This is a genomic window from Amycolatopsis eburnea (assembly GCF_003937945.1).
Taxonomy (GTDB): Bacteria; Actinomycetota; Actinomycetes; order Mycobacteriales; family Pseudonocardiaceae; genus Amycolatopsis; species Amycolatopsis eburnea.
Genome location: NZ_RSEC01000060.1, coordinates 374,390 through 397,345, shown reverse-complemented (window position 1 = coordinate 397,345; position 22,956 = coordinate 374,390). Strand labels below are relative to the sequence as shown.

26 protein-coding genes are annotated in these 22,956 nt (G+C 72.3%); 24 read left to right on the top strand and 2 right to left on the bottom strand.

Features of this window, described 5'->3' with window-relative positions; genetic code table 11:
- Positions 1–26: 26 nt before the first annotated feature.
- The 11 genes from EIY87_RS37505 (at position 27) to EIY87_RS37455 (ending at position 8,323) form a co-directional block, all read left to right on the top strand.
- Positions 27–383: a CD225/dispanin family protein gene (locus EIY87_RS37505; protein ID WP_125314684.1), complete on the top strand. Its 357-nt coding sequence runs from the start codon at positions 27–29 to the stop codon at positions 381–383.
- A complete protein-coding gene (locus EIY87_RS37500) occupies positions 380–835 on the top strand; it encodes a DUF2752 domain-containing protein (protein WP_125314683.1) in 456 nt (151 codons plus the stop codon). Before EIY87_RS37505 ends, EIY87_RS37500 begins: the two co-directional genes overlap by 4 nt.
- 171 nt (positions 836–1,006) lie before the next feature.
- Positions 1,007–2,161 (top strand): RDD family protein, encoded by a 1,155-nt coding sequence (locus EIY87_RS37495; RefSeq protein ID WP_125314682.1) that lies wholly within the window; start codon positions 1,007–1,009, stop codon positions 2,159–2,161.
- Positions 2,162–2,224: 63 nt separating this feature from the next.
- The gene (locus tag EIY87_RS37490) at positions 2,225–2,692 is read left to right on the top strand and encodes a CD225/dispanin family protein (protein WP_125314681.1); all 468 of its coding nucleotides are present in this window, start codon (positions 2,225–2,227) and stop codon (positions 2,690–2,692) included.
- A 52-nt stretch (positions 2,693–2,744) separates the two neighbouring features.
- Positions 2,745–3,506, top strand: coding sequence for a DNA repair protein RecO (gene recO / locus EIY87_RS37485; RefSeq protein WP_125314680.1), 762 nt, complete (start codon positions 2,745–2,747; stop codon positions 3,504–3,506).
- 41 nt (positions 3,507–3,547) lie between these two features.
- Positions 3,548–4,363 carry an isoprenyl transferase gene (locus EIY87_RS37480; protein ID WP_086858941.1) on the top strand — a complete coding sequence of 272 codons (816 nt, stop codon included), beginning with the start codon at positions 3,548–3,550 and terminating at the stop codon, positions 4,361–4,363.
- Complete coding sequence (locus EIY87_RS37475) at positions 4,360–4,785, top strand: YbjN domain-containing protein (RefSeq protein WP_125314679.1); 426 nt, start codon at positions 4,360–4,362, stop codon at positions 4,783–4,785. The genes EIY87_RS37480 and EIY87_RS37475 overlap by 4 nt, the downstream gene beginning before the upstream one ends.
- A 125-nt stretch (positions 4,786–4,910) precedes the next feature.
- The gene (locus EIY87_RS37470; protein WP_191984431.1) at positions 4,911–5,918 is read left to right on the top strand and encodes a permease; all 1,008 of its coding nucleotides are present in this window, start codon (positions 4,911–4,913) and stop codon (positions 5,916–5,918) included.
- The gene (locus tag EIY87_RS37465; RefSeq protein WP_125314677.1) at positions 5,915–6,646 is read left to right on the top strand and encodes a TIGR03943 family putative permease subunit; all 732 of its coding nucleotides are present in this window, start codon (positions 5,915–5,917) and stop codon (positions 6,644–6,646) included. The genes EIY87_RS37470 and EIY87_RS37465 overlap by 4 nt, the downstream gene beginning before the upstream one ends.
- Before the next feature lie 45 nt (positions 6,647–6,691).
- A complete protein-coding gene (locus tag EIY87_RS37460) occupies positions 6,692–7,492 on the top strand; it encodes an alpha/beta fold hydrolase (RefSeq protein WP_225440296.1) in 801 nt (266 codons plus the stop codon).
- Between the two features lie 9 nt (positions 7,493–7,501).
- Positions 7,502–8,323, top strand: coding sequence for a helix-turn-helix domain-containing protein (locus EIY87_RS37455; RefSeq protein ID WP_225440294.1), 822 nt, complete (start codon positions 7,502–7,504; stop codon positions 8,321–8,323).
- 9 nt (positions 8,324–8,332) lie between these two features.
- Here the strand turns inward: EIY87_RS37455 and EIY87_RS37450 are convergent, their stop codons facing one another.
- Positions 8,333–8,746, bottom strand: coding sequence for a Fur family transcriptional regulator (locus tag EIY87_RS37450; protein WP_125314676.1), 414 nt, complete (start codon positions 8,744–8,746; stop codon positions 8,333–8,335).
- Positions 8,746–9,105, bottom strand: a complete 360-nt coding sequence (locus tag EIY87_RS37445; RefSeq protein WP_125315027.1) for an ArsR/SmtB family transcription factor — start codon at positions 9,103–9,105, stop codon at positions 8,746–8,748. Before EIY87_RS37445 ends, EIY87_RS37450 begins: the two co-directional genes overlap by 1 nt.
- 266 nt (positions 9,106–9,371) lie before the next feature.
- On the opposite strand from EIY87_RS37445, the gene EIY87_RS37440 reads away from it, so the two are divergent.
- From EIY87_RS37440 to EIY87_RS37380, 13 genes are all read left to right on the top strand, one after another.
- Positions 9,372–10,460: a hypothetical protein gene (locus tag EIY87_RS37440; RefSeq protein ID WP_125314675.1), complete on the top strand. Its 1,089-nt coding sequence runs from the start codon at positions 9,372–9,374 to the stop codon at positions 10,458–10,460.
- Positions 10,461–11,099, top strand: coding sequence for a class F sortase (locus EIY87_RS37435; RefSeq protein ID WP_125314674.1), 639 nt, complete (start codon positions 10,461–10,463; stop codon positions 11,097–11,099).
- Between the two features lie 171 nt (positions 11,100–11,270).
- Entirely contained in the window at positions 11,271–11,909 is a 639-nt protein-coding gene (locus EIY87_RS37430; protein WP_125314673.1) for a class F sortase, read from the top strand.
- An 83-nt stretch (positions 11,910–11,992) separates the two neighbouring features.
- On the top strand, positions 11,993–13,381 hold the full coding sequence (locus tag EIY87_RS37425; RefSeq protein WP_125314672.1) for a glycine--tRNA ligase: 1,389 nt from the start codon (positions 11,993–11,995) through the stop codon (positions 13,379–13,381).
- A 95-nt stretch (positions 13,382–13,476) separates the two neighbouring features.
- A complete protein-coding gene (locus EIY87_RS37420; RefSeq protein ID WP_191984409.1) occupies positions 13,477–14,409 on the top strand; it encodes an ABC transporter ATP-binding protein in 933 nt (310 codons plus the stop codon).
- Positions 14,406–15,146: an ABC transporter permease gene (locus EIY87_RS37415; RefSeq protein ID WP_125314671.1), complete on the top strand. Its 741-nt coding sequence runs from the start codon at positions 14,406–14,408 to the stop codon at positions 15,144–15,146. The genes EIY87_RS37420 and EIY87_RS37415 overlap by 4 nt, the downstream gene beginning before the upstream one ends.
- A 24-nt stretch (positions 15,147–15,170) precedes the next feature.
- Positions 15,171–16,367 (top strand): sensor histidine kinase, encoded by a 1,197-nt coding sequence (locus tag EIY87_RS37410; protein WP_125314670.1) that lies wholly within the window; start codon positions 15,171–15,173, stop codon positions 16,365–16,367.
- Positions 16,364–16,969, top strand: a complete 606-nt coding sequence (locus EIY87_RS37405; protein WP_086864637.1) for a response regulator transcription factor — start codon at positions 16,364–16,366, stop codon at positions 16,967–16,969. The genes EIY87_RS37410 and EIY87_RS37405 overlap by 4 nt, the downstream gene beginning before the upstream one ends.
- A gap of 32 nt (positions 16,970–17,001) precedes the next feature.
- On the top strand, positions 17,002–17,655 hold the full coding sequence (locus tag EIY87_RS37400) for a YdcF family protein (protein WP_125314669.1): 654 nt from the start codon (positions 17,002–17,004) through the stop codon (positions 17,653–17,655).
- 34 nt (positions 17,656–17,689) lie between these two features.
- The gene (locus EIY87_RS37395) at positions 17,690–18,964 is read left to right on the top strand and encodes a deoxyguanosinetriphosphate triphosphohydrolase (protein WP_125314668.1); all 1,275 of its coding nucleotides are present in this window, start codon (positions 17,690–17,692) and stop codon (positions 18,962–18,964) included.
- A 562-nt stretch (positions 18,965–19,526) separates the two neighbouring features.
- Positions 19,527–20,606 (top strand): serpin family protein, encoded by a 1,080-nt coding sequence (locus tag EIY87_RS37390; RefSeq protein ID WP_125314667.1) that lies wholly within the window; start codon positions 19,527–19,529, stop codon positions 20,604–20,606.
- Positions 20,603–22,414: a glycosyl transferase gene (locus tag EIY87_RS37385; protein ID WP_225440293.1), complete on the top strand. Its 1,812-nt coding sequence runs from the start codon at positions 20,603–20,605 to the stop codon at positions 22,412–22,414. The genes EIY87_RS37390 and EIY87_RS37385 overlap by 4 nt, the downstream gene beginning before the upstream one ends.
- A gap of 10 nt (positions 22,415–22,424) precedes the next feature.
- Positions 22,425–22,955 carry a DinB family protein gene (locus tag EIY87_RS37380; protein ID WP_225440292.1) on the top strand — a complete coding sequence of 177 codons (531 nt, stop codon included), beginning with the start codon at positions 22,425–22,427 and terminating at the stop codon, positions 22,953–22,955.
- Position 22,956: the final 1 nt, after the last annotated feature.

Below are 22,956 nucleotides of genomic sequence, written 5' to 3'. Positions count from 1 at the left end.
CGTAGCCGAACAGCAGGAGGATCCCGGTGACCGACCAGTACCCGCCGCCGTACCCGCCCCCGGGCGGACCGCCGCCCGGCTACGGCTACGGCTACCCGCCGCCGAACTACGGGCCGCCGCCGGACAACAACATGGTGTGGGCGATCCTGAGCACGGTGCTCTGCTGCCTGCCGCTGGGCGTCGTCTCGATCGTGAAGTCCAGCCAGGTCAGTTCGCTGTGGTTCCAAGGCATGCACGCCGAGGCGCACAAGGCCGCCGAGGACGCCCGGAAGTGGGCGATGTGGTCGGCGATCTCGACCGGGATCCTCCTGCTGCTCTACGTGATCTTCATCGTGGTGATGATCTTCGTCGTCGGCGCCAACGCGGACTGGTTCACGCCGTGACCGCGACGACCGTCTACACGGGAATCCCGGCGCAGGGCGCGAAGGCCAAGCTGCGGGCGATCGGCCCGCCGCTGGCCCTCGTGGCCGGGCTCGGCGTGTGCTGCGCGGTCGTCTGGGTCGGCGACCCCACCACCCCCGGCGGGTTCCTGCCCGTGTGCCCGACCAAGGCGCTGTTCGGCATCGACTGCCCGGGCTGCGGCGGCATGCGGATGGCGTACAGCCTGATGCACGGCGACATCCCGGCGGCACTGCACTACAACGCCGTGTCGTTCGTGGTCGTGCTGCTGTTCGTGTGGAGCACGGCGGCGTGGACCCTGGGGCGCCTGCGCGGCCGCGCGATGGACAGCTGGCTGCACTGGCGCTGGACGCCGCTGACGTTCTCCATCGTGTTCGTCGTCTGGTTCGTCATCCGCAACCTGCCGTTCGCGCCCTTCACGGCGTTGCGCGTCTGAACCGCTACGCGGCGGAACCGGTGAGCCGCCCGTCGCGTCGGACCGGTGCGCGGGTCACCGACGCCTGGGAGGCGCGGTCGTGACCCGACCGAGTACGCTCCCGCGGACCGGACCGATGAGGGCGGATCCGTTTCCGCGCGTCGGGGAAGTGACCAGCGAGGGGAAGACGCAATGACCGATCCCTACGGTCAGCAGCCGTTCGGGCAGCAGCCCGGTGGCCAGCAGCCGTTCGGACAGCCGACGCCGTACGGCCAGCCCGCGCCGTTCGGGCAGCCGGCGCCGTTCGGGCAAGGCGCACCCTTCGGCGCCCCGCGGAACTACGCGACCTGGGGACAGCGCGCCCTCGGCTGGCTCGTCGACATCGGCCCCATCTTCGTGCTGTACGCGGTCTTCGGCCTGCTCTACCTGGTCGTCCGGCACGCCGGCCCGTTGATCAGCATCGTGGGCGCGCTCGCGTTCCTCGGCTGGATCGCCTGGACCGTCTACAACCGGTGGATCCAGCAGGGCAACACCGGCCAGTCGATGGGCAAGCGGATCGCCAAGATCAAGCTGGTCCGCGAGGACAACGGGCAGCCGGTCGGCGCGGGCATGGCGTTCGTGCGCGACCTCGCCCACTTCGTCGACAACGTCATCTGCTACGTCGGCTGGCTGTGGCCGCTGTGGGACGACAAGTCCCAGACGCTGGCCGACAAGATCGTCGGCACGGTCGTCGTCCAGGCCGACGACGCCGCCGCTCCCGCGCCGTTCGGGCAGCCGGGCGCGCAGCAGTTCGCGGGCGGCTACCCGCCGCCCTCCGGCGGGTTCGAGCAGCCGGCACCGGGCGGCTTCGGCCAGCCCCAGCCGGGCGGGCTCGCCCAGCCGCCGCAAGCCGCGGGCTTCCCGCAGCAGCCGCAGTCCGGTGGGTTCGACCAGCCGCAGTCCGGTGGTTTCTCGCAGCAGCCGCAGCCCGGGGGACTCGACCAGCCGCAGTCCGGGGGCTTCCCGCAACAGCCGCAGCCCGGGGGACTCGACCAGCCGCAAGCCGGCGGTTTCCCGCAGCAGCCGCCGCAATCCGGTGGCTTCCCGCAGCAGCCCGCGCCGGGTGGTTTCGGCCAGCCGCAGCCGCCGTCCGGCGGGTTCCCGGCGCCGGGCCAGCCGCTCGCCCCGCCGCCGGGCGGGCCCGCGTTCGACGAGCAGGCCGAGCGCACCCAGATGCTGCGCCCGGACGCCGGCGGCACGCCCGCCTTCGACGAGCAAGCCGAGCGCACCCAGATGCTGCGTCCCGAGAACCAGGACGAGGCCGAGCAGACCCGCAAGATCGACCCGGGCCAGTTCGGCCAGCACTAGCACTTCCCGCACCACCGCCGGGGTGACCCGGCGGGAAATCACGAGTAGTTGGGGTAGAAGTTCATGACCAATCCCTACGGCCAGCAGCAGCCCTACGGCCAGCAGCCGCAGCAGCCGGGCTACGGCCCGCCGTCCGGCGGCACGCCCGCGCCCTACGGCCAGCCGGCGCCGTACGGCCAGCCCGCGCCGTACGGCCAGCCGCCCACCGGCGGGTTCGGCGCCCCCGGCTACGGCATGCCCGGTGGTGGTGGCGACATCAACCAGATCAAGGACTACAAGGGCTGGGCGATCGGCTGCATCTTCCTCTTCTGGATCCTCGCGATCTTCGCGATCATGAAGTCCAACGAGGTCCAGACGTACAAGATGCAGGGCAACTACGCGATGGCGGAGCAGGCGTCGAAGACGACCAAGACGCTCTGCCTGATCGCGACCATCGTCGGCGCGCTCGGCTGCGTGACCGCGATCGTCGTCTGGATCATCGCGCTCGCCACGGCGGCCTCGGTCAGCTACTGCACGGGCTACTACTGCTGATTCCCGCGGGGCGCACCACCCCGGCATCGCCCGGAAGTGGGACGATGTCGGGGTGGTGAACCTCTACCGCGACACCGGGGTGGTGTTGCGCACGCACAAGCTGGGTGAAGCCGACCGGATCGTCACCCTGCTGACCCGGCGGCACGGCAAGGTGCGGGCCGTCGCGAAGGGCGTGCGGCGCACGTCGTCCCGCTTCGGGGCCCGGCTGGAGCCGTTCGGCCACGTCGACGTGCAGTTCTACACCGGGCGCACGCTCGACGTCATCACGCAGGTCGAGACCGTCGACGCGTTCCAGCTGCCGCTGGTCGCCGACTACCAGCGCTACACCGCGGCCAGCGCGATCGCCGAAACCGCGGACCGGCTCTCGGCCGAAGAGGGCGAACCGGTGCTCAAGCTCTACCTCCTCGTCTGCGGCGCCTTGCGCTCCCTCGCCGCCGGGGAGCGCGACGCGTCCCTCGTGCTCGACGCGTTCTTCCTCCGCGCGATGTCCTACGCCGGCTGGGCGCCCGCGCTCACCGAGTGCGCCCGCTGCGGCCTGCCGGGCCCGCACGTCGCGTTCAGCGTCGCCGCGGGCGGCTCGATGTGCCAGGACTGCCGGGTGCCCGGCTGCGTGCACCCCGCGCCCGAGGTCCTCGCCCTGCTCACCGCCCTCCTGCACGGCGAATGGCCGCTGGCCGAGTCGACCCTGCCCGGCACCCGCCGCGACGCGAGCGGCCTGGTCGCGGCCCACCTGCAGTGGCATCTGGAGCGCCAGCTCCGGTCGCTTCCCCTCGTCGAGCGACGTGCCCGGGAAGCCGCCGCGCAGGGGCAGTAGGGTCGGCCCTGATCGGTTCACCCCATCCAGGGAGGCTCGCAGTGCTGCGCAGGGGACGCGAGAACAAGGCGTCACGGTATGAGCTGCGGGCCCCGGATCCGCACCCGTCGGGCGCGAAGCCGCCGGAAATCCCGCGTGAGCTGGTGCCGAAGCACGTCGCGCTGGTCATGGACGGCAACGGCCGCTGGGCCAACCAGCGCGGCCTGCCGCGGATCGAGGGCCACAAGCGCGGCGAAGCGGTGATGATCGACGTCGCCGCCGGCGCGGTCGAAATCGGCGTCAAGTGGCTCTCGGTGTACGCGTTCTCGACGGAGAACTGGAAGCGCAGCCCCGAAGAGGTGCGGTTCCTGATGGGCTTCAACCGCGACACCATCCGCCGCCAGGTCGACTACCTCGGCTCGATCGGCGTGCGCATCCGGTGGGCGGGCCGCCGTCCCAAGCTGTGGGCGTCGGTGATCAAGGAGCTGCAGGCGGCCGAGGAGAAGACCAAGCACAACACGGCGCTGAACATGACGATGTGCGTCAACTACGGCGGCCGCGCCGAGCTGGGCGACGCGATGCAGCGGATCGCCCGCGACGTCGCGGACGGCAAGCTGGACCCGGGCAAGGTCACCGAGAAGACCATCGGCAAGTACCTGTACCAGCCGGAGATGCCCGACGTGGACCTGTTCCTGCGGCCGTCGGGGGAGCAGCGGACGTCGAACTTCCTGCTGTGGCAGTCCGCCTACGCCGAGATGGTCTACCAGGACACGCTGTTCCCGGACTTCGACCGGACGCACCTGTGGCGGGCGTGCCTGGAGTTCGCGAAGCGGGATCGCCGCTTCGGCGGCGCCGTCGACCAGGCGGCTTCCTCGTGAGCGCGACCGAAGCGGCCGAGACCGCGGAGCTGCTGACGCAGGCGAAGGAAGCCCTCGAGCGCTACCTCGAGGTGCGCGTCGACGACGACGGCGCGCTGACGTTCTCCCACGGCGACGTCCCGTGCGTCATCCAGGCGACCCGGCTCGGCGAGGGGCTCACCGTGCTCTCGCTGACCTGCGTGGTCGCCTGGGACCTGGCGGACGGGCCGGCGCTGTCGGTCGCGGTCGCCGAGCGGGCGGGGCAGGGGCTGTTCGGGACGCTCGGCGTCGGGCACTCGGACTCCGGGCTCGACGTCACGCTGCGGTACGCGTTCCCGGCCGCCGGCCTGGACGCGTCGGCGCTGGGGACGTTGCTGATGCTGGTCGTCTCGACGGCTTCGCAGCTGCGGACCGAATTGCCGGGTATCGGGTCCGCCGGGTAACCCACACGGGGTGGAATTTCCGCCGCGAACGGCGGATTCCGGTCGGAAACGGACCGTTTCCGGCCGTTCGCGGCGGTGCGGCCGATTTCTTGTCGGTGGGCACTGGCATCATCGTCGTCGTGAACATCGTTTCCACTTCCGAGACCGAGCCCGGCCGGCGCACCCGCCGCTTCCGGATCAGCTCGGTCGAGGTGCTGTGCGCGATCCTGCTGATCGCCATCCTCGGGCAGGGCTGGCTGCAGCAGCTGTTCGACGTGCCCGCGCTGCGCACCGGGTCGACCGTGTTCGTCGCCGTCTGCGTGCAGGCGTTGCCGTTCCTGGTGCTGGGCGTGCTGATCAGCGGGGCCATCGCGGCGTTCGTGCCCGCCCGCGTGCTGGAACGGGTGCTGCCCCGCCGGTCCGGTGCGGCGGTCGGCGTGGCCGGGCTGGCCGGGGTCGCGCTGCCCGGCTGCGAGTGCGCGTCGGTCCCGGTGGCGCGCCGGCTGATGGGGCAGGGCGTGGCGCCGGCCGCGGCGCTGACCTTCCTGCTGGCGGCGCCGGCGGTCAACCCGGTGGTGCTGGTGGCCACCGCGGTCGCGTTCCCGGGCAAGCCGGAGATGGTGCTGGCCCGCTTCGCCGGCTCGCTGGCGACGGCGGTGGTGATGGGCTGGCTGTGGGCCCGCTGGGGCAAGCTCGAGTGGATCACGTCGCGCGCGCTGCGGCGGCTCCCGGAGGTGGCGAGCGGGCAGCGGTGGCGGGTCTTCGCCGAAACGGCCCGCACGGACCTGGTGGAGGCGGGCGGTTTCCTGGTGCTGGGCGCGCTGATCTCCTCGGCGCTGAACGTGCTGGTACCGGCGAAGTGGTTCGGCGTGCTGGGCGACCAGCTGGTGCTCGGCGTGCTGGTGATGGCGGTGCTCGCGGTGGTGCTGGCGCTCTGCAGCGAGGCGGACGCGTTCGTGGCGGCGTCCCTGACGGCGTTGCCGCTGCTGCCGAAGCTGGTGTTCCTGGTCGTCGGCCCGGCGGTGGACGTCAAGCTGTTCGCGTTGCAGGCAGGCACGTTCGGCCGCTCGTTCGCGGTCCGCTTCGCGCCGGCGACGTTCGTGGTGGCCGTGGCCTGCGCGGTCGTGGCCGGGTTCCTGGTGGGGGTGGCGTGAAACGCGAGACGCAGAACATCCTGCTGCTCCTGCTGGGTGGCGCGCTGATCAAGATCGCGGTGAACGGCGACTACCTGAGGTACGTGAAACCGGCCCAGCAGCCGTGGATCATCGCCGGCGGCGCGGTGATGGTCGCACTCGGCGCGGTGGCGATCGTGCGCGATCTGCTGGCCGCCCGCGCCGCGCCCGCACCGGCTTCCCCGGACGGCGGTCACGGTCACGCCCACTCGGCCCGCCCGGCGTGGCTGCTGCTGGTCCCCGTCCTGGCGGTGTTCCTGGTCGCACCGCCGGCGCTGGGCGCCGACTCGGTGATCCGCACGGAGGCGAGGGTTCCGGCGAGCGCGGCGGCGGCCAACGCGGCGTCGTTCCCGCCGCTCCCCGCGGGCGACCCGGTTCCGTTGGCGGTCAACGAGTTCGTCAGCCGGGCGGGCTGGGACGCGGCGGGCACGTTGAACGGCCGCACGGTCGCCCTGACCGGGTTCGTCGTCCACACCGACGGGGGCACCCTGCTGGCCCGGCTGGTCATCAGCTGCTGCGCGGCCGACGCGTTCCCGGTGACGGTCCGCCTCCGCGGCGGCGACGCGGACCACCTGGCGAGCGACGCCTGGATCCGCGTGACCGGCCAGGTGGTCCCCGGCACGGCGACCCGGGCGAACAGCTACACGCCCGACTTCACCCCGGCCTCGCTGGCGACGGTCCCGGCCCCCAAGGATCCTTACGAGTACTGACATTCGTCCAAGACGGGCGGCCGGCGGCGTTCTAACGTCCGGCACATGGTTGTTCACGGGATGCACGTCGTCCACGACGGTCCGGGGCAGGCGCCGCCCCTGCTGCTCATCCACGGCTCGGGTGCTTCGGGCGCCTCCTGGGGGCCGGTGGCCGGGATCCTCGCCGCCCGCCACCACGTCATCCGGGTCGACCTCCCGGGGTGCGGCCAGTCGCCGCCCGCGCCGTCGTACGCGGTGCCCGGGCAGGCCGCCCGCGTGGCCGCGCTGCTCGACGACCTCGGGCTGCGGCAGGTCACGGTGGCCGGGCACTCCAGCGGCGGCTACGTCGCGACGGCGCTCGCGGAACAGCGTCCCGACCTGGTGCGGTCGCTGGCGCTGGTCAGCACCGGCCCGAGCCTCGGCGCGCTCCTGCCGCAGCCGCTGATCCTGCGGGCCCTGCTCGCCCCGCCGTTCGGCCCGATCCTGTGGCCCCGGCGTTCGGACGCGGTGATCCGCAAGGGGATCCGCGCGACGACCGCCCGTCCGGTGGCGATCCCGGACGACGCCGTCGCCGACCTGAGAAGCATCGCCTACCGCACGTTCCGGAGAATCCTGCGCGCCAATTCCGCCTACCTCGCCGAACAGAGCGTGCCGGACCGCCTGGCCGGTCTCGGAAAGCCCGTGCTGGTGGTGTTCGGCGCGGCGGATCCCCGCTGGGACCCGCGGTCGGCGCACCAGTACAACGCGGTGCCGGGCGCACGCGTCGAACTGCTCCCCGGCGTCGGGCACATCCCGCCGCTCGAAGCTCCCGAGCCGACGAGCGAGCTGCTGCTGCACTTCGCGACGGCGGACGCTTCACCGGCATAAGCTGCGTACGTGCTGCCGACCGGCTGGAAGTGGGCGGACGTGGAGGTCGCGGTCCCGCGCGCGGCCGCGCGGCTCCCGGGCGTCGCGATGGCGGGGTTCCGCCAGCGGATCCCCGGGGACGTCGGGATCGCGATGGTCGCGCACCCGTCGATCACCCTGTTCCTCGACCTGAGCGAGACAGGCGGCATCATCCGCGAAACCGGTGGTACGCGCCGGTGCGGCAGCTTCGTCGCGGGGTTGCTGCCGGGCGGTATCCGGACCGGCGGCCGCGAAGGCGAATGCCTGCAGATCCGCCTGTCCCCGGTGGTGGCCGCCGCCCTGCTGGACGTCTCGGCCGAGCTGACCGGCACCGTGGCCACCCTCGAAGAGGTGTGGGGGCGCGACGCCGCCCGCGTCGAGGAGAGGCTGCGCGCCACGCCGTCCTGGGACGACCGGTTCGCCCTCGCGACGGACCTCCTCACCCGCCGGATGGCGGCGCGGCCCCGGGTGGAGCCGGAGGTCGTCGAAGCCTGGCGCCGGACGCTCGACGGCCGGGGCCGGGTCAGGGTCGAGGGCTTGGCCGAAGAGGTCGGCTGGAGCCGCAAGCGCCTGTGGGCCCGGTTCGGCGCCCAGCTCGGACTGACCCCCAAGAGGGCGGGCCGGCTGGTGCGCTTCGACCACGCGGCCCACCTCCTGGCCGCCGGCCACAGCGCGGCGACGGTGGCGGCGCGAAGCGGCTACGCGGACCAGTCGCACCTGCACCGCGAAGCACGGGCGATCGCGGGACTCACGCCGTCCGAACTGGCCGCGGCGCCGTGGCTCGCCATCGACGACGTGGCCTGGCCCTCGTGACCGGCTCGCTCAGTGCTCCCCGCAGGTGCCGGTGATCTCCACCGTGTGCGAGATCTCCGAAAACCCGTGCTCGGCGGCGATCTTCTCCGCCCACCGCTCGACGGCCGGTCCTTCGACCTCGACCGTGCGGCCGCAGCGGCGGCACACCAGGTGATGGTGGTGGTGCGCGGAACACCGCCGGTAGATCGCTTCGCCCGAGTCGGTGCGCAGGACGTCGATCTCGCCGGCCTCCGACAGGGACTGCAACGTGCGGTACACCGTCGTCAGGCCGATGCCGTCGCCGCGTTTGCGCAGCTCGTCATGCAGTTCCTGGGCGGAGCGGAAGTCGTCGACGGTGCTCAGCAGCTCGACGACCGCGGCTCGCTGCCGGGTCGATCGGCGCCCGGGCACCGGGGCCTGGCTGCGCGGCGCGGCGGGGTTCATCACTTTCCTTCCTGCACGTGGGCCACGGCGTCGACCACGATGTGCGCCAGGTGGTCGTCGGCGAGCCGGTAGACCACCTCGCGGCCGCGGCGTTCGCCCTGCACCACCCCGGCGGTCTTGAGCACCCGCAGGTGCTGGCTGATCAGCGGCTGCGCGACGTCGAGGGCGTCCACCAGCTCGTGCACGCACCGGTCGGCGGCCCGCAGCTGCAGCACGATCGCGATCCGGACCGGCGCGGCCAGCGCGCGCAGCAGGTCGCCCGCGTCCGTCAGCACCGACGGGGACGGGTGGACCGGCGCCGACGCCGGCGCGCACTCCGCGAGCCCCGGCTGGGCGCCACTCCCGGTCACCGTCGCCATGCCCGCCTCCAGCCTGCCCGTCCGGACCATGAATTCCGTAGTCATTGCCGATAACGGCCCCGCCCATCCTAGTGTTCCCCCGGACGGGAGCCCCGCCCCGGCGCCGAGCTGCGGGGTACGGCAGGTCGTATTACCCCGTTCGGGTGAGTTCGTGGGATATTGGCTCTTCGGCTTCGCATGTAGTGGCCGACGGTGCAAGGTTGTCGCGGAGCGTTTCGTCGCTTCTCGCACGCCGGCGCCGCGCCCGAGCAGACCAGTGGGGAGACATGACCCGTTTCGCAACGAAAGCAGCCGCGCTGACGGCTGTGGTGTTCCCGCTGGTCGGAGTGGGTTTGGCCGGAGCGCAGACGCAGGCCGTCGACGAGAAGACCGGGCCGGTCTCGTTCGCGAACATCGCTTCGGTCCGGATCGGCGCGGAAGGCCAGCGCGGCGGCGCCCTCATCACCGAAACGCAGCGTTCACCCCTGCTGCCGGGGCAGTCCAAGCTCGGCACGGACCGCGTCACCGTCCCCAAGGACGACGGCGAGCGCGCGACGTTCGGCGGGCACTACCAGATCGACCTCGGCCGCTACAGCGCGTCGCAGAACCCGTACCCGCCGGGTGTCGCGAGCCGCGACCACAACGTCGTCGCCGCGTTGCAGGCGACCACCGTGCCCACCGCGGTGGCCGAGACGAACTACGCGCTCCGCGACGTCTGGCAGGGGGCCGCGAAGCCGGTCGACAACACCGTGCTCGTGCTCGAAGGCGCGAAGTCGGCGGTGGACTGCACCGGTCCGGCGAAGCTCACCGCCACCACTTCCCTCGCGCGGCTGTGGGTGCGCCAGTCCGACGGCACGCTCGGCATCGTCCCGGTGCCCGGCGGAACCGCCGGCCTCCAGCTGACCAACCTGAAGCTCGGCCCGCCCGGCGACATCACGAACGCCGACAAGGCGACCACGGTCTCCGACCTCAAGCTGACCCGCGTTGCCACGTTCGACCAGCTGATCCGGCAGGACGGCTGGCGCGGCGGCGACTTCACCGCGGTCGCCGGCTGGCGCGTCGAGATCACCACCCACGTCAAGGACGCGCAGGGCGCCGCGCTGCAGGACGTGCGGACGAACATCGTGCTCGGCGGCGTCAGCTGCTCGGTCCCGAAGGGGTTCGTCGCGAAGGCGGGCAACCAGTCGGGCGGCACGACCGCGTCGCAGGCGGCGGTCCCGACGCAGGTCCCGGCCGGCTACCTCGGCGCGGCGGCCCCCGCGACCGACGGCGACGGCTCCCGCGTCCCGCTCGGCGTCGGCCTGCTCTTCGGCGGCGTGTTCTTCGCGGCGGTCGCGCTGCTGCTCGGCCGGCGCCGCAAGACCGGGACGGACTAGGTGCTCCGCACCGCGCTGGCCGCCGTCGCGGCGGCCTTGGCGGTCGCCGCGTTCGCGGCCGGGATCGTCGTCCTGACCTGGCTGCCCCCGACGTCGCCCCCGATCGCGGCACCACCCCCGGGCACGCTGCCGGGCGAGAACGCGGCCCCGGCGGTGCTGCCGGCGGACAGCGAATCGGCGGCCCAGCAGCGCCCGGGCACGGTCCGCCTCCCCGACGGCGCGACCGCCCGCCTGGTCCGCACGGAACTGACCGACACGGGCGTCCTCCCGATCCCCCGCGGCCTGGCCGACGCGGCCTGGTGGGGCGCGAAACTGGGCGCCGACCGCGGCGCGGCACTGCTCTCGGGCCACGTGAACTGGGAAGGCGAGCGCGGCCCGTTCGACGAGCTGTGGCGCACCCGCGCGGGCGACGAGGTGACGATCGTCGACGCCCGCGGCGGCCGCTGGGTCTACCGCGTCGACGAGGTGGTGACGCTCCCGAAGGAAGCCCTCCCGCAGCAGGCCCAGCACTGGTTCGGCCAGGACGGCCCCCACCGCCTGGTCCTGATCACCTGCGGCGGCGACTACGTGGGCGGCACCGAGGGGTACGACGAGAACCGCCTGGTGACGGCGAAGCTGGTGACCCGCCCGACCGGCTGAGCGCACCCCACCAAGCGACGTGAATGACCGATTCGTCTCCGCGGACGATGCTGTTGGACGTCGGGAATGTCATTCACGTCGCCGGACGGGCCGCGATCTCGGTGCAACCTCCCGCGCCCGCCGCCGCATGTCTTGCTTCGCCGAAGTCACCGAGCGAAGGAGCCCGACCCCATGCAGGAGCAGAACCCGGCGGAGCGGAAGCAGGGCTCCGGCCGCTGGTGGATCGTCGGCGTCGCCGGCGCTTTCGTCGTCGCCGCGGTCGTTGCCACCCTGCTCATCTTCACTGGAAAGGATGAACCCGCGGTCGCGAACGCGCCCGCCACCCACCAACCCGCCGAGCAGCAGACCACCCAGGACATCGCCCGCGACCCCGCGAACCTGAGCCTCCCCGGCGGCGGCACCGCCAAGCTCGTCCAGGAGGACCTCGACGCCGAGGGCGCGCTCAAGATCCCCGAAGGCCTCGACGAAGCCGCCTGGTGGGGCGCCGAGCTGGGCGCCGACCGCGGCGTCGCCCTGCTCTCCGGGCACGTCAACTGGAAGGGCAAGAAGGGCCCGTTCATGGAGCTCTGGCAGGTCAAGCCCGGCCAGGAGGTCAAGCTGACCGACACCGCCGGCGGCGCCTGGGTCTACCGGGTCGACGCCGCCGAGACCGTCCACAAGACCGACCTCGCCGGCCGCTCCGAGCAGCTGTTCGACCCCGATGGCCCGCACAAGCTGCTGCTGGTCACCTGCGGTGGCGAATACGTCGGCGGGAGCGAGGGCTACGAGGACAACCGCGTCGTGACGGCGTCGCTGGTGTCGCGGCCCTAGCCTGCGCGTCAACCGCTGGGCCCCGGCGGATACCCTGGACGTTCTAGTCCGATAACCGTCCCCGCATGCTTCCGGAGCGTGGAGTGCCCACGAACACCATTGAAACCGTAGTCCGCCTGTGCAAGAACCGTGGGTTCGTCTTCCCCAGCGGGGAGATCTACGGCGGTACCCGCTCGGCGTGGGACTACGGACCGCTCGGGGTCGAGCTCAAGGACAACATCAAGCGCCAGTGGTGGAAGACCGTGGTCCAGGGCCGGGACGACGTCGTCGGCCTCGACTCCTCGGTGATCCTGCCGCGGCAGGTGTGGGTGGCCTCCGGGCACGTCAGCGTCTTCACCGACCCGCTGATCGAGTGCCTGTCCTGCCACAAGCGGTTCCGCGCCGACCAGCTCGCCGAGGAGTACGCCGCGCGCAGCGGCAAGGAGACCACCGAGGACGACCTGTCCGAGGTGCCCTGCCCGAACTGCGGCACGCGCGGCAAGTACACCGAGCCGCGGGACTTCAACATGATGCTGAAGACCTACCTCGGCCCGGTGGAGTCCGAAGAGGGCCTGGCCTACCTCCGCCCGGAGACCGCGCAGGGCATCTTCGTGAACTTCTCCAACGTCCAGACGACGTCGCGGAAGAAGCCGCCGTTCGGCATCGGCCAGATCGGCAAGTCGTTCCGCAACGAGATCACGCCGGGCAACTTCATCTTCCGGACCCGCGAGTTCGAGCAGATGGAGATGGAGTTCTTCGTCGAGCCGGGCGAGGACGAGCGCTGGCACCAGTACTGGATCGACGAGCGCACGAAGTGGTACACCGACCTCGGCATCAAGGCCGAGAACCTGCGCCACTACGAGCACCCGAAGGAAAAGCTCTCGCACTACGCGAAGCGCACCGTCGACATCGAGTACCGGTTCGCGTTCAACGCGGGCCAGGAGTGGGGCGAGCTCGAGGGCATCGCCAACCGCACCGACTTCGACCTGACCACGCACTCGAACCACTCGGGTCAGGACCTGTCGTTCTTCGACCAGGCGTCCGGGCAGCGGTACCGGCCGTTCGTGATCGAGCCCGCGGCGGGTGTCGGCCGGTCGATGATGGCCTTCATGGTCGACGCCTACCACGAGGAAGAGGTGCCCAACGCCAAGGGCGGCACCGACACCCGCGTGGTGCTCAAGCTCGACCCGCGGCTGTCGCCGTTCAAGGTCGCGGTGCTGCCGCTGTCGCGCAACGCCGACCTGACCCCGAAGGCGAAGGACGTCGCCGCGACCCTGCGCAAGCACTGGAACGTCGACTTCGACGACGCGCAGGCGATCGGCCGCCGCTACCGCCGCCAGGACGAGATCGGCACGCCGTACTGCGTCACGGTCGACTTCGACTCGCTCGAGGACCAGGCCGTGACCGTGCGCGAGCGCGACTCGATGGCGCAGGAGCGCATCGCGATCGACAAGCTCGAGTCCTACCTGGCGGCCCGCCTCATCGGCTGCTGAACCACGCACGGGCCCGGGTACCCCTGACACCTGTCACGGCGAGGTCGTGACGCACGGTCTGGGGACCCGGGCCCGTCGCGCGGCAGCCTGGGGGCATGCGAGAAACAGACATCCAGGCGGTGGCGGCGGGGGCCGCGATCCACCTCACCGGCCTGCGCAAGCACTACGGCGACGTCCACGCGGTCGACGGCCTCGACCTGACGATCGCCCCGGGCGAGGTGGTCGCCCTGCTCGGCCCGAACGGTGCCGGCAAGTCCACCACCGTCGACATGATCCTCGGCCTGACCAGCCCCGGTGCCGGCGAAGTCCGCGTGTTCGGGCGCAAGCCGATCGACGCCGTCCGCGCCGGGCTGATCGGCGCGATGCTGCAGGGCGGCGCCCTGATGGACGACCTGACCGTCGGCGAGACCGTCGGCATGGTCGCGGCCCTGCACCGCCGCCCGATGCCGGTGGCCGAAGCCCTGCGCGCCGCGGGCGTCGAAGAGCTGGCCGGCCGCCGCGCGAACAAGCTGTCCGGCGGGCAGAAGCAGCGCGTGCGCTTCGCCGTCGCCCTGGTCAGCAACCCCGACCTGCTGATCCTCGACGAGCCGACGGCGGCGATGGACGTCGGGACGCGGCGCGAGTTCTGGCAGTCGATGTACGCGTTCACCGAGTCCGGCCGCACGGTCGTGTTCGCCACGCACTACCTCGAAGAAGCCGAGGAGTTCGCCGACCGCGTGGTGCTGATGCGCCGCGGCCGGATCGTCGCCGACGGGAGCGTCGCCGAGGTCCGCGCGCTGGCCGGCGGCCGCACCCTGCGCGCCGCCGTCCCGGGTGCCACCGAGGCGCTGATCGCCGCGCTGCCCGGTGTCAAGGAGTTCGAGCTGCGCGGCGACCGCGTCGCGATCTCCAGCGCCGACTCCGACGAGACGCTCTGGGCGCTCAAGGCCGCCGTCCCGGCCGTGCACGACGTCGAAATCGGGGCCGTCGGCCTCGAAGGCGCCTTCCTCTCCCTGACCGCCGACGAGACCGCGGAGCCCGTCCGATGAACGCCGCCTACCTGCTCACCGAGATCCGCCGGAACTTCCGGGCGCCGCGCTTCCTGATCTTCGTCGTCGCGTTCCCGGTGCTGATGTTCCTGTTGCAGGCCAACGTCTTCACGAAGTCGGACGCGCCGGACCACGCCACGGTCACCGCCGTGATCATGATCAACATGATGACGTTCGGGACCTTCGCCGCCGCGACGAACAGCGGGGCCCGGCTCGCGCTCGAACGCGCCGTCGGCTGGCAGCGCCAGCTGCGCCTGACCCCGCTGACCGGCAGCGGCTACCTGGCGGGCAAGGGCATCTCCGGGATGCTCGTGGGGCTGCCCGCGCTGGTGCTGGTGCCGCTGCTGGCCGTGACGATGCAGGGCGTGCACCTCGACGCCGCGGGCTGGGTCCGGATCTTCGCCGGTGTCTGGCTCGGCACGATCCCGCTGGTGCTGCTCGGGCTGCTGCTCGGCCAGTTCGGCACGCCCGATTCGATGCAGCCGGTCAACATGATCGTCACCCTCGGCATGGGTTTCCTCGGCGGCCTCTGGATCCCGATCGAGTCGATGCCGGGCTGGATGCACGACGTCGCCCAGATCATGCCGACGTACTGGGTGCTGCAGGTGGCGCGGCCCGCGGTGACCACCGACATGGTGGTGTCGCTGCCGACCGCGGCCGGCGTGCTGGGGGCGTGGGCGGTCGTGCTGGGGGCGCTCGTGATCAGGCGTTACCGTAAGGACAGCGCCCGGGTCTGAGGGCCGGGAGAACGAGGAACGGCGATGGCGAAGCGCAAGTTCGGGCTGGACACCAAGGAATCGTGGTGGGAGGACCCCCTGCCCGATGCCGGGCGCCGCGGCGGCCCGAAGGGCCTGCGGTGGACGGTCATGTCGGTGGTGTTCCTGCTGCCGTTCCTCGTTCCGGTCACGCGGGGTCTGCTGGCCGAGCCCGGCGTTTCGGTCGAGGCCGTGCTCACCGGCGTGCTGATCTACACGTACGCGTTGTGCTACGCGATCTTCCCGTTCTTCTTCCAACGGGAGCGGCGGGTGAAGCTGGCCTTCGGGATCACGATGAACGCCCTGGGGGTCGCGACGCTGGCGACGACCAGCGCGAGCGGGTTCGTCCTGCTCTACGGCACGGCGGTGCTGGTGTTCCTGCTCCCGGCCGCCTGGTCGGTGATCCTGGACGTCGGCGCGCTGGCCGCCGGTGCCGTCGTGCTGCTGGTCGAAGGCCGGTTCCTGGCCGACTACGGCGACCTCATCACGGTCGCCTCGGTGACGCTGGCGATGTTCTTCATGGCCAACCTCGTCCGCGCGGTGCGGCGGCTGGAGCGGGCCAACGAGGAGATCGCCACGCTCGCGGTGGCGAACGAGCGCCAGCGCGTCGCCCGCGACCTGCACGACCTGCTCGGGCACAGCCTCACCACGATCACCGTCAAGGCGGGGCTGGCCCGGCGGGTGCTGGAGAGCTCCGGCGACATCCCGCGCACGGTGGAGGAGATCCGCGAGATCGAGAGCCTGACCCGCAGCGCGCTCTCCGACGTCCGCGCGACGGTTTCGGAATACCGCGAAGTGTCGCTGTCGGCGGAGCTCGTCGGCGCGCGGGCGGCGTTGCGCGCCGCGGAGATCGACGCCGACCTGCCGCACGCCGTCGACAACGTCCGGCCGGAGCTGCAGAACACCTTCGGCTACGTGCTGCGCGAAGCCGTCACGAACGTGCTGCGGCATTCCGGCGCCAAGCAGGTGAAGGTGCGGCTGGGCGACACCTGGCTGGAGGTCGAGGACGACGGGCGGGCCACCGGCGTCGTCGCGGGCAACGGCCTGCGCGGGCTTTCCGAACGGCTCGCCGCCGTGGGGGGCGCGTTGCGGACGTCCGCCCGGCCCGGGGGAGGATTGCTGGTGCGGGCGGAGGTCCCGCAGCCCGAACCGCGCGCGGCCGCCCCGGCCGTGCGCGCCGAACCCGCGGGAGGACTCGCTTGATCCGGGTGCTGCTGGCCGACGACCAGGCCATGGTGCGCGGGGCGCTGGCCACCGTGCTCGGGCTGGAAAGCGACATCGAGGTGGTCGGGCAGGTCGGCTCGGGCGACGAGGTCGTCGCCGCCGCGCGCGAGGCGAAGCCCGACGTCGCCCTGCTGGACGTGCAGATGCCGGGCAAGGACGGCCTCGAAGCGGCGGCCGACCTGCGGGCCGCGCTCCCGTCGTGCCGCGTGATCATCTGCACGACGTTCGGCAGGCCCGGCTACCTGGCCCGCGCGATGGCGGCGGGCGCGGCCGGCTTCGTCGTCAAGGACGCGCCGCCCGAGCAGCTCGTCGAAGCCGTCCGGCGAGTCCACAGTGGACTCCGGGTGGTGGACCCGGCGCTGGCCGCGGAATCCCTCGCCACCGGGGCCAGCCCGCTCACCGGGCGGGAACTGGACGTGCTGCGGGAAGCCAAGGACGGCGCCACGGTGGCCGACGTGGCGCGGGCCCTGCACCTGTCGGAGGGCACCGTGCGCAACCACCTGTCCGCCGCGATCGGCAAGACGGGCGCCCGGACCCGGGCCGAAGCCGTGCGCGTCGCCGAGGAGCGCGGCTGGCTCTGAGCGGGCCGCCGCGTTCTGACAAGATGGGACGGGTGGGTACCGCTGAACGCACCAAACCGTCGCTCGCGAACTGGGCACGCCGGATCGCGCTGGGCGTGGTGCTCGTGGTGCTCGCGCTCGTCGGCGGTACGGCGTTCCGGGTGTGGCAGGTCGCCCGCGAAAACGACCGGACGCCCGCCGACGTCATCGTGGTGCTGGGCGCGGCGCAGTACAACGGCAGGCCGTCGGACATCTACGCGGCCCGGCTGGTGAAGGCCAAGCAGCTCTACGACGCGGGCGTCGCGAAGACGATCGTCACCGCGGGCGGCAAGAAGGCCGAGGACAACTTCACCGAGGCGCGGGCCGGCCAGCTGTGGCTGACCCGGCACGGCGTCCCGGCGTCGGCGACGCTGGCCGTCGGCGAGGGCAGCGACACGCTGCGGAGCCTGCGCGCGGTCGCCCAGCAGGTCGAAGCCCGCGACTGGCACACGGCGGTGCTCGTCAGCGACCCGTGGCACTCCTTCCGCGCCCGGACGATGGCCGGCGACCTGGGGCTGGACGCGTGGACGGCGCCGACGCACAGCGGGCCGATCGTGCAGGAGCGCGTCACCCAGGTGCGCTACATCGTCCGGGAGACCGGCGCGCTGCTGTACTACCGGCTGACCAAGACCCCGGCCGACGACCTGTTCGCCACCTTCCTGGGCTGAGGTTTTTGTCGGTGCGGCCGCTTAAGCTGAGCGGGTGGGTTACACCGAACACGACATCGCGCGCCTGCTCCCGGAGCCGGCGAAGGCCGCGGCGCTGCCCGGCGCGCGGGCGGACGGGCGCAGCGCGTTCTCCCGCGACCGCGCGCGGGTGCTGCACTCGGCCGCGCTGCGGCGGCTCGCGGGCAAGACCCAGGTGGTCGGGCCGGGGGAGGGCGCCGAGGTCACCGGCGTCCCGCGCACGCGGCTGACGCACTCGCTGGAGGTCGCGCAGATCGGCCGCGGCATCGCCGAGGAGCTGGGCGCGGACCCGGACCTGGTGGACACCGCGGGCCTGGCGCACGACATCGGCCACCCGCCGTTCGGCCACAACGGTGAACGCGCGCTCGACCAGGTCGCGGCGGCGTGCGGCGGCTTCGAGGGCAACGCGCAGACGATCCGCATCCTGACCCGCCTGGAGCCCAAGCTCCTCGGCCCCGACGGCGCCCCGGCGGGCCTCAACCTGACCCGCGCGTGCCTGGACGCGACGACGAAGTACCCGTGGCCCCGCAAGCCCGGCACGGCGAAGTACGGCGTGTACCCGGACGACACGGCGGTGTTCGCGTGGTTCCGGGAGGGCGCGCCCGAGGGCCGCACCTGCCTGGAGGCCCAGATCATGGACTGGGCGGACGACGTGGCGTACTCGGTCCACGACGTCGAGGACGGCGTCCTGGCCGGCCGCATCAAGCTGCGCGTACTGGCCCACCCGGACGAGCGCGCGGCGGTCGCCGAGGCCGCCGCCAAGCACTTCTCGTCGCAGTCGGTGTCCACATTGGAGAACGCGGCGACGGAGCTGCTGGCCCTGCCCGCGGTAGCCGCGCTGGCCGAGGCGGAACCGGACGGCTCCCCGGGCGCCCAGGTCGCGCTGAAGCGCCTGACGAGCGAACTGGTCGGCCGCTTCACGACAGCGGCGGTCACCGGCACCCGAGCGGCCTTCGGCACCAGCCCCCTGAGCCGCTACGGCGCCCGCCTGGCGGTCCCCGAACAGGTGGCGGCGGAGGTGGCGCTGCTGAAGGCACTGGCCCTGCGGTACGTGATGAGCGACCGCCGCCGCCTGGCGATGCAGGAGGGCCAGCGCGAGCTGCTGGCGGAGCTGGTGCACGCGCTGGCCCGCCGGGCCCCGGAGTCACTGGACCCGTTGTTCGTCCCGGCTTGGAACGCGGCGAAGGATGACGCCGGGTTGTTGAGGGTGGTGATCGACCAGGTCGCTTCGCTCACGGACGCGCAGGCCCACGCGTGGTACTCGTGGCACGTGACCCGCCTGCACCGCTGACCGGCATCGGGTGTTGCGACGGCTGGCCCGGCTGTTTCGGCCAGTGGCTTGCTCGGCTTCACGGTGCGGCGGCCGGGCCTGGTCGCTTCTGGCGGCGGCTCGCTTGGCGGCGCGGGTGGCGGCCGGGCCTGCTTCTGGCGGCGGCTCGCTTGGCGGCGCGGGTGGCGGCCGGGCCTGCTTCTGGCGGCGGCTCGCTTGGCGGCCGGGCCTGGTTGCTTCTGGCCGCGGCTCGCTCGGCGGCGGGTGGCGGCGGCTCGCTCGGCGGCGGTCGGCCTGGCTGTTTCGGCCGGCGGGCGCGGTGATCGGGCGGCGATTCGCTCGGCGGTGCGGGTTGCGGCGGCGGGCTTGGGCTCAGCCTCCCGGTCGTGCGGCGGCGGGCCCGGCTGTCTCGGCCGGCGGCGCGGGGCGAGTGCCGTTCCGCTCACCGGTGGTGGGCCGAGCGGCATTCGGGGGAGTGGCGCTAGCACGCTCCTCCGCGTCGGCCGGTGGGGGATTTGTCACCGGTGGGCGGAGTTGCGCGTGGGCGCCCGGTGGGGTGCGGCGTTCCGGTAGTCTCGCCCGCATGGCCACGGACAGCCACCTCCGGTTCGCCCTCGCCGTTCACCAGGCCCTCGGTGCCGAGGGCGGGAACAGCTGTTTCTCGCCGTATTCGGTGGCCAGTGCGCTGACCCTCGCCGCGCTCGCCGCGCGTGGGCGGACTCGGGAGGAGCTCGTCGCGCTGCTGGGGGAGCAGGCCGGACTGCTCAAGGACGCCGCCCAGCTCGGGGAAGAGCGTGGTGAGCAGCCTGAACTGGCCGTCGCCAACACGTTGTGGGCCGACGACCGGCTGCCGCTCGAGGACTCCTTCAAGAGCGAACTCGCCGGGTGGCCTGGGGCCGCCGTTGCCGGGGCGCCTTTCGAGACGGAGCCCGAAGCCGCGCGGGCGCTGATCAACGACGACGTCGGGCGGACCACGCGGGGGTTGATCCCGCAGCTGCTGCCGCCCGGGTCGATCGACCGGGACGTCGCCGCCGTGCTCGTCAACGCGTTGTACCTCAAGTCCGCCTGGAAGCTGCCGTTCCGCGAGGCCAACACCTCCGACGCGCCCTTCCACGCGCCCTCCGGCACCCGGGACGTGCCGACCATGTGGCTCGGCGAGAGCGTCGGCTACGCGCACGCGGACGGCTGGCAGGTCGTGCAGCTGGCGGGCGGTGGCGGGCTGCAGGCCGTCGTGCTGCTGCCCGACGGCGACCTCGCCGAGGCCGAAGCCGCGCTCGACGAGGCGAAGCTGGCGAGCCTGCTCGGCGAGATCCGCTTCAAGCCGGTCGAGCTCGCGCTCCCGAAAGTTTCGCTCGACGTGCCCAGCTCGCTCACCGGCGTGCTGCGCGGCCTGGGCGTGCGCACCATGTTCACCGACGAAGCCGACCTCTCCGGGCTTTCCCCGGACCCGCGGCTGACCGTCTCCGAGGTGCTGCACCAGGCCGTGCTGCGCGTCGACGAACAGGGCTTCGAGGGGGCCGCGGCGACCGCGCTGACGATGCGGCTCACCTCGATGATCATCGACGAACCGGTCGCCGTCACGGTGGACCGGCCGTTCCTGCTACTGGTCCGGCACGCCGCCACGGGTGCCCTCTACTTCTTCGCCAGGGTGGTCGAACCGTGAGCTTGAAGTCCGAAGCCGTCCCCGAGCTCGTCCCGCCCGCCCCCGAAGCACCCACCGGCCCGAAACGCTGGGCGTGGCAGGACACCGCCATCGGCGGCGGCTACCTCCTCTTCACGATCCTGCTCTACAACGGGCTCTGGTTCGACCTCAAGCGCGGCTACCTCTGGAACGGCGCGTCCGACCAGAGCCAGTGGGAGTGGTACTCCACGGTCGTCGCGAAGTCCGTGCTGCACTTCCAGAACCCGTTCACCACGGACCTGCAGAACTACCCGGACGGCGTGAACATGGCGGCGAACGCGGCGATGTTCGGCCTGAACATCCCGCTCGCGCCGATCACGCTGACCTTCGGCGCGACGCTCACCTGGGCCATCGTGCTGACGGCGGGCCTCGCCGGCACCGCGTTCGGCTGGTACTGGGTGTTTTCGCGCCACCTGGTGCCGAACCGGACCGCGGCCGCGATCGGTGGTGCCTTCTGCGGCTTCGCCCCGCCGATGATCTCGCACGGCAACGCGCACCCGAACTTCGTCGTGCTGTTCGTGCTGCCGTTCATCGCCCTCAAGACCATCCAGATCGCGCACGGCGAACGCCCGGTGCGCAACGGCATCGTGCTCGGCGTGCTCGTCGCGTGGCAGATCCTGCTCGGTGAAGAACCGCTGGCGATCTTCGCGCTCACCTTCCTCGTCTTCGCGATCTCCTACCTCATCCCGCGCCGCGCGGAAATCCGCGGCATGCTGGCGCCGCTGGGCAAGGGCGTCGGCATCGGCGCGGTGGTCGCGCTGGTGATCGCCGGCTTCCCGTTGTACTGGCAGTTCTTCGGTCCCTACAGCTTCCACTCCCTCCTGCACGGTTCGGCGGGCAACGACACCGCGGCCCTCACGCGCTTCGCGACGCAGTCGATCGCCGGCACGCCGGAAGCCGCCGCGGACGTCTCGATGAACCGCACCGAGGAGAACGCGTTCTTCGGCTGGCCGCTGATCGTGCTCATGGTCGTGCTCACGATCTGGCTGTGGCGCGACGTCGTCGCGCGGGCGCTCGCGATCACGATGTACGTGATGGCCTTCCTTTCGCTGGGTGTCGAAATCACGGTGGCGCACCAGGACACCGGCGTCCCGGGACTGTGGAAGTGGCTGGGCCAGCTGCCGCTGCTGGACTCGCTGATCGAGTCCCGGCTCGCGATGGGCTGCATCCCCGCGGTCGGCGGGCTCCTGGCGATCGCGACGCACCGCGTCTGGACGGCGGCGGCCGAACTGCCGCAGCCCCTCGAAGACAAACCTCGCTTCCCGGTGAAGATGCTCTGGGTCGGTGCCGTCGTCGCCGTGCTCCTCCCGATCGCGCCGACGGAGCTGGTGACGCACCAGCGCCCGCTTTCGCCGCCCTTCTTCGCCGACGGAATCTGGCGCCAGTACATCGCTCCCGGCGGTTCGCTGGTGCCCGTCCCGCTGCCCAGCACCGGTGAAGCCGAGCCGCTGCACTGGCAGGTCGACGCCGGCCTCGGCTACCCGATGCCGGAGGGCTACTTCGTCGGCCCGACCTCGGCCGACGACCGCCGCGGCCGGTACGGCGCCGTCCCGCGGCCGACGTCGGACCTGTTCGCGGAGGTCGAGCGCACCGGCCAGGCCGCGAACGTCACCGAAGCCGACCGCACCCAGGCACTGGAAGACCTCCGCTACTGGAAGGCCGACGTCCTCGTGGTCGGCCCGCGGCAGAACCAGGAAGCCCTCAAGTCCACAGTGGAACTGCTGCTGCGCAAGCCCGCGGAGTTCGTCGGCGGGGTGTGGGTCTGGGACGTGCGCCCGCTGACGCCGTAAGCTGACCTCTGTGGACGAACAGGGGCGGCCCGAACCGCCTTTCGACGGCGACGAAGCCGCGACCCTCCTCGGCTTCCTCGACTTCCACCGCGCGACCCTGGCCTGGAAGTGCGCCGGACTGGACGAGGCGGGCCTGCGCGCGACGGTGGCGCCCGCCTCGATGACCCTCGGCGGCTTGCTCAAGCACCTGGCCTACGTGGAGGACAACTGGTTCTCCTACGTCTGGGCCGCCCACGACCGGAGGCCGCCGTTCGACGCGGTCGACTGGGCGGAGACACCGGACTGGGACTGGGATTCCGCCGCGGACGACACCCCGGAGCAGCTTCGCGGGCTTTGGCAGGACACCGTCGAGCGCTCGCGGGCGGCGGTGCGGGACGCGCTGGCGAGCGGCGACCTGACGCAGCGGGCCCGGCGTTCGCTGCGGGACGGCAACACGCCCACCCTGCGCTGGATCCTGGTGCACCTGGTCGAGGAGTACTCCCGCCACAACGGCCACGCCGACTTCCTCCGCGAGTCGATCGACGGCAGCACCGGGGAGTAGC

Excerpts from the sequence above, each read along its gene's own strand:
- EIY87_RS37390 (WP_125314667.1), top strand. The coding sequence starts at position 19,527 with ATGGCCACGGACAGCCACCTCCGGTTCGCCCTCGCCGTTCACCAGGCC.
- EIY87_RS37460 (WP_225440296.1), top strand. The coding sequence starts at position 6,692 with ATGGTTGTTCACGGGATGCACGTCGTCCACGACGGTCCGGGGCAGGCG.
- EIY87_RS37495 (WP_125314682.1), top strand. The coding sequence starts at position 1,007 with ATGACCGATCCCTACGGTCAGCAGCCGTTCGGGCAGCAGCCCGGTGGC.
- EIY87_RS37430 (WP_125314673.1), top strand. The coding sequence starts at position 11,271 with ATGCAGGAGCAGAACCCGGCGGAGCGGAAGCAGGGCTCCGGCCGCTGG.
- EIY87_RS37420 (WP_191984409.1), top strand. The coding sequence starts at position 13,477 with ATGCGAGAAACAGACATCCAGGCGGTGGCGGCGGGGGCCGCGATCCAC.
- EIY87_RS37445 (WP_125315027.1), bottom strand. The coding sequence starts at position 9,105 with ATGGCGACGGTGACCGGGAGTGGCGCCCAGCCGGGGCTCGCGGAGTGC.
- EIY87_RS37415 (WP_125314671.1), top strand. The coding sequence starts at position 14,406 with ATGAACGCCGCCTACCTGCTCACCGAGATCCGCCGGAACTTCCGGGCG.
- EIY87_RS37440 (WP_125314675.1), top strand. The coding sequence starts at position 9,372 with ATGACCCGTTTCGCAACGAAAGCAGCCGCGCTGACGGCTGTGGTGTTC.
- EIY87_RS37450 (WP_125314676.1), bottom strand. The coding sequence starts at position 8,746 with ATGAACCCCGCCGCGCCGCGCAGCCAGGCCCCGGTGCCCGGGCGCCGA.
- EIY87_RS37410 (WP_125314670.1), top strand. The coding sequence starts at position 15,171 with ATGGCGAAGCGCAAGTTCGGGCTGGACACCAAGGAATCGTGGTGGGAG.
- EIY87_RS37490 (WP_125314681.1), top strand. The coding sequence starts at position 2,225 with ATGACCAATCCCTACGGCCAGCAGCAGCCCTACGGCCAGCAGCCGCAG.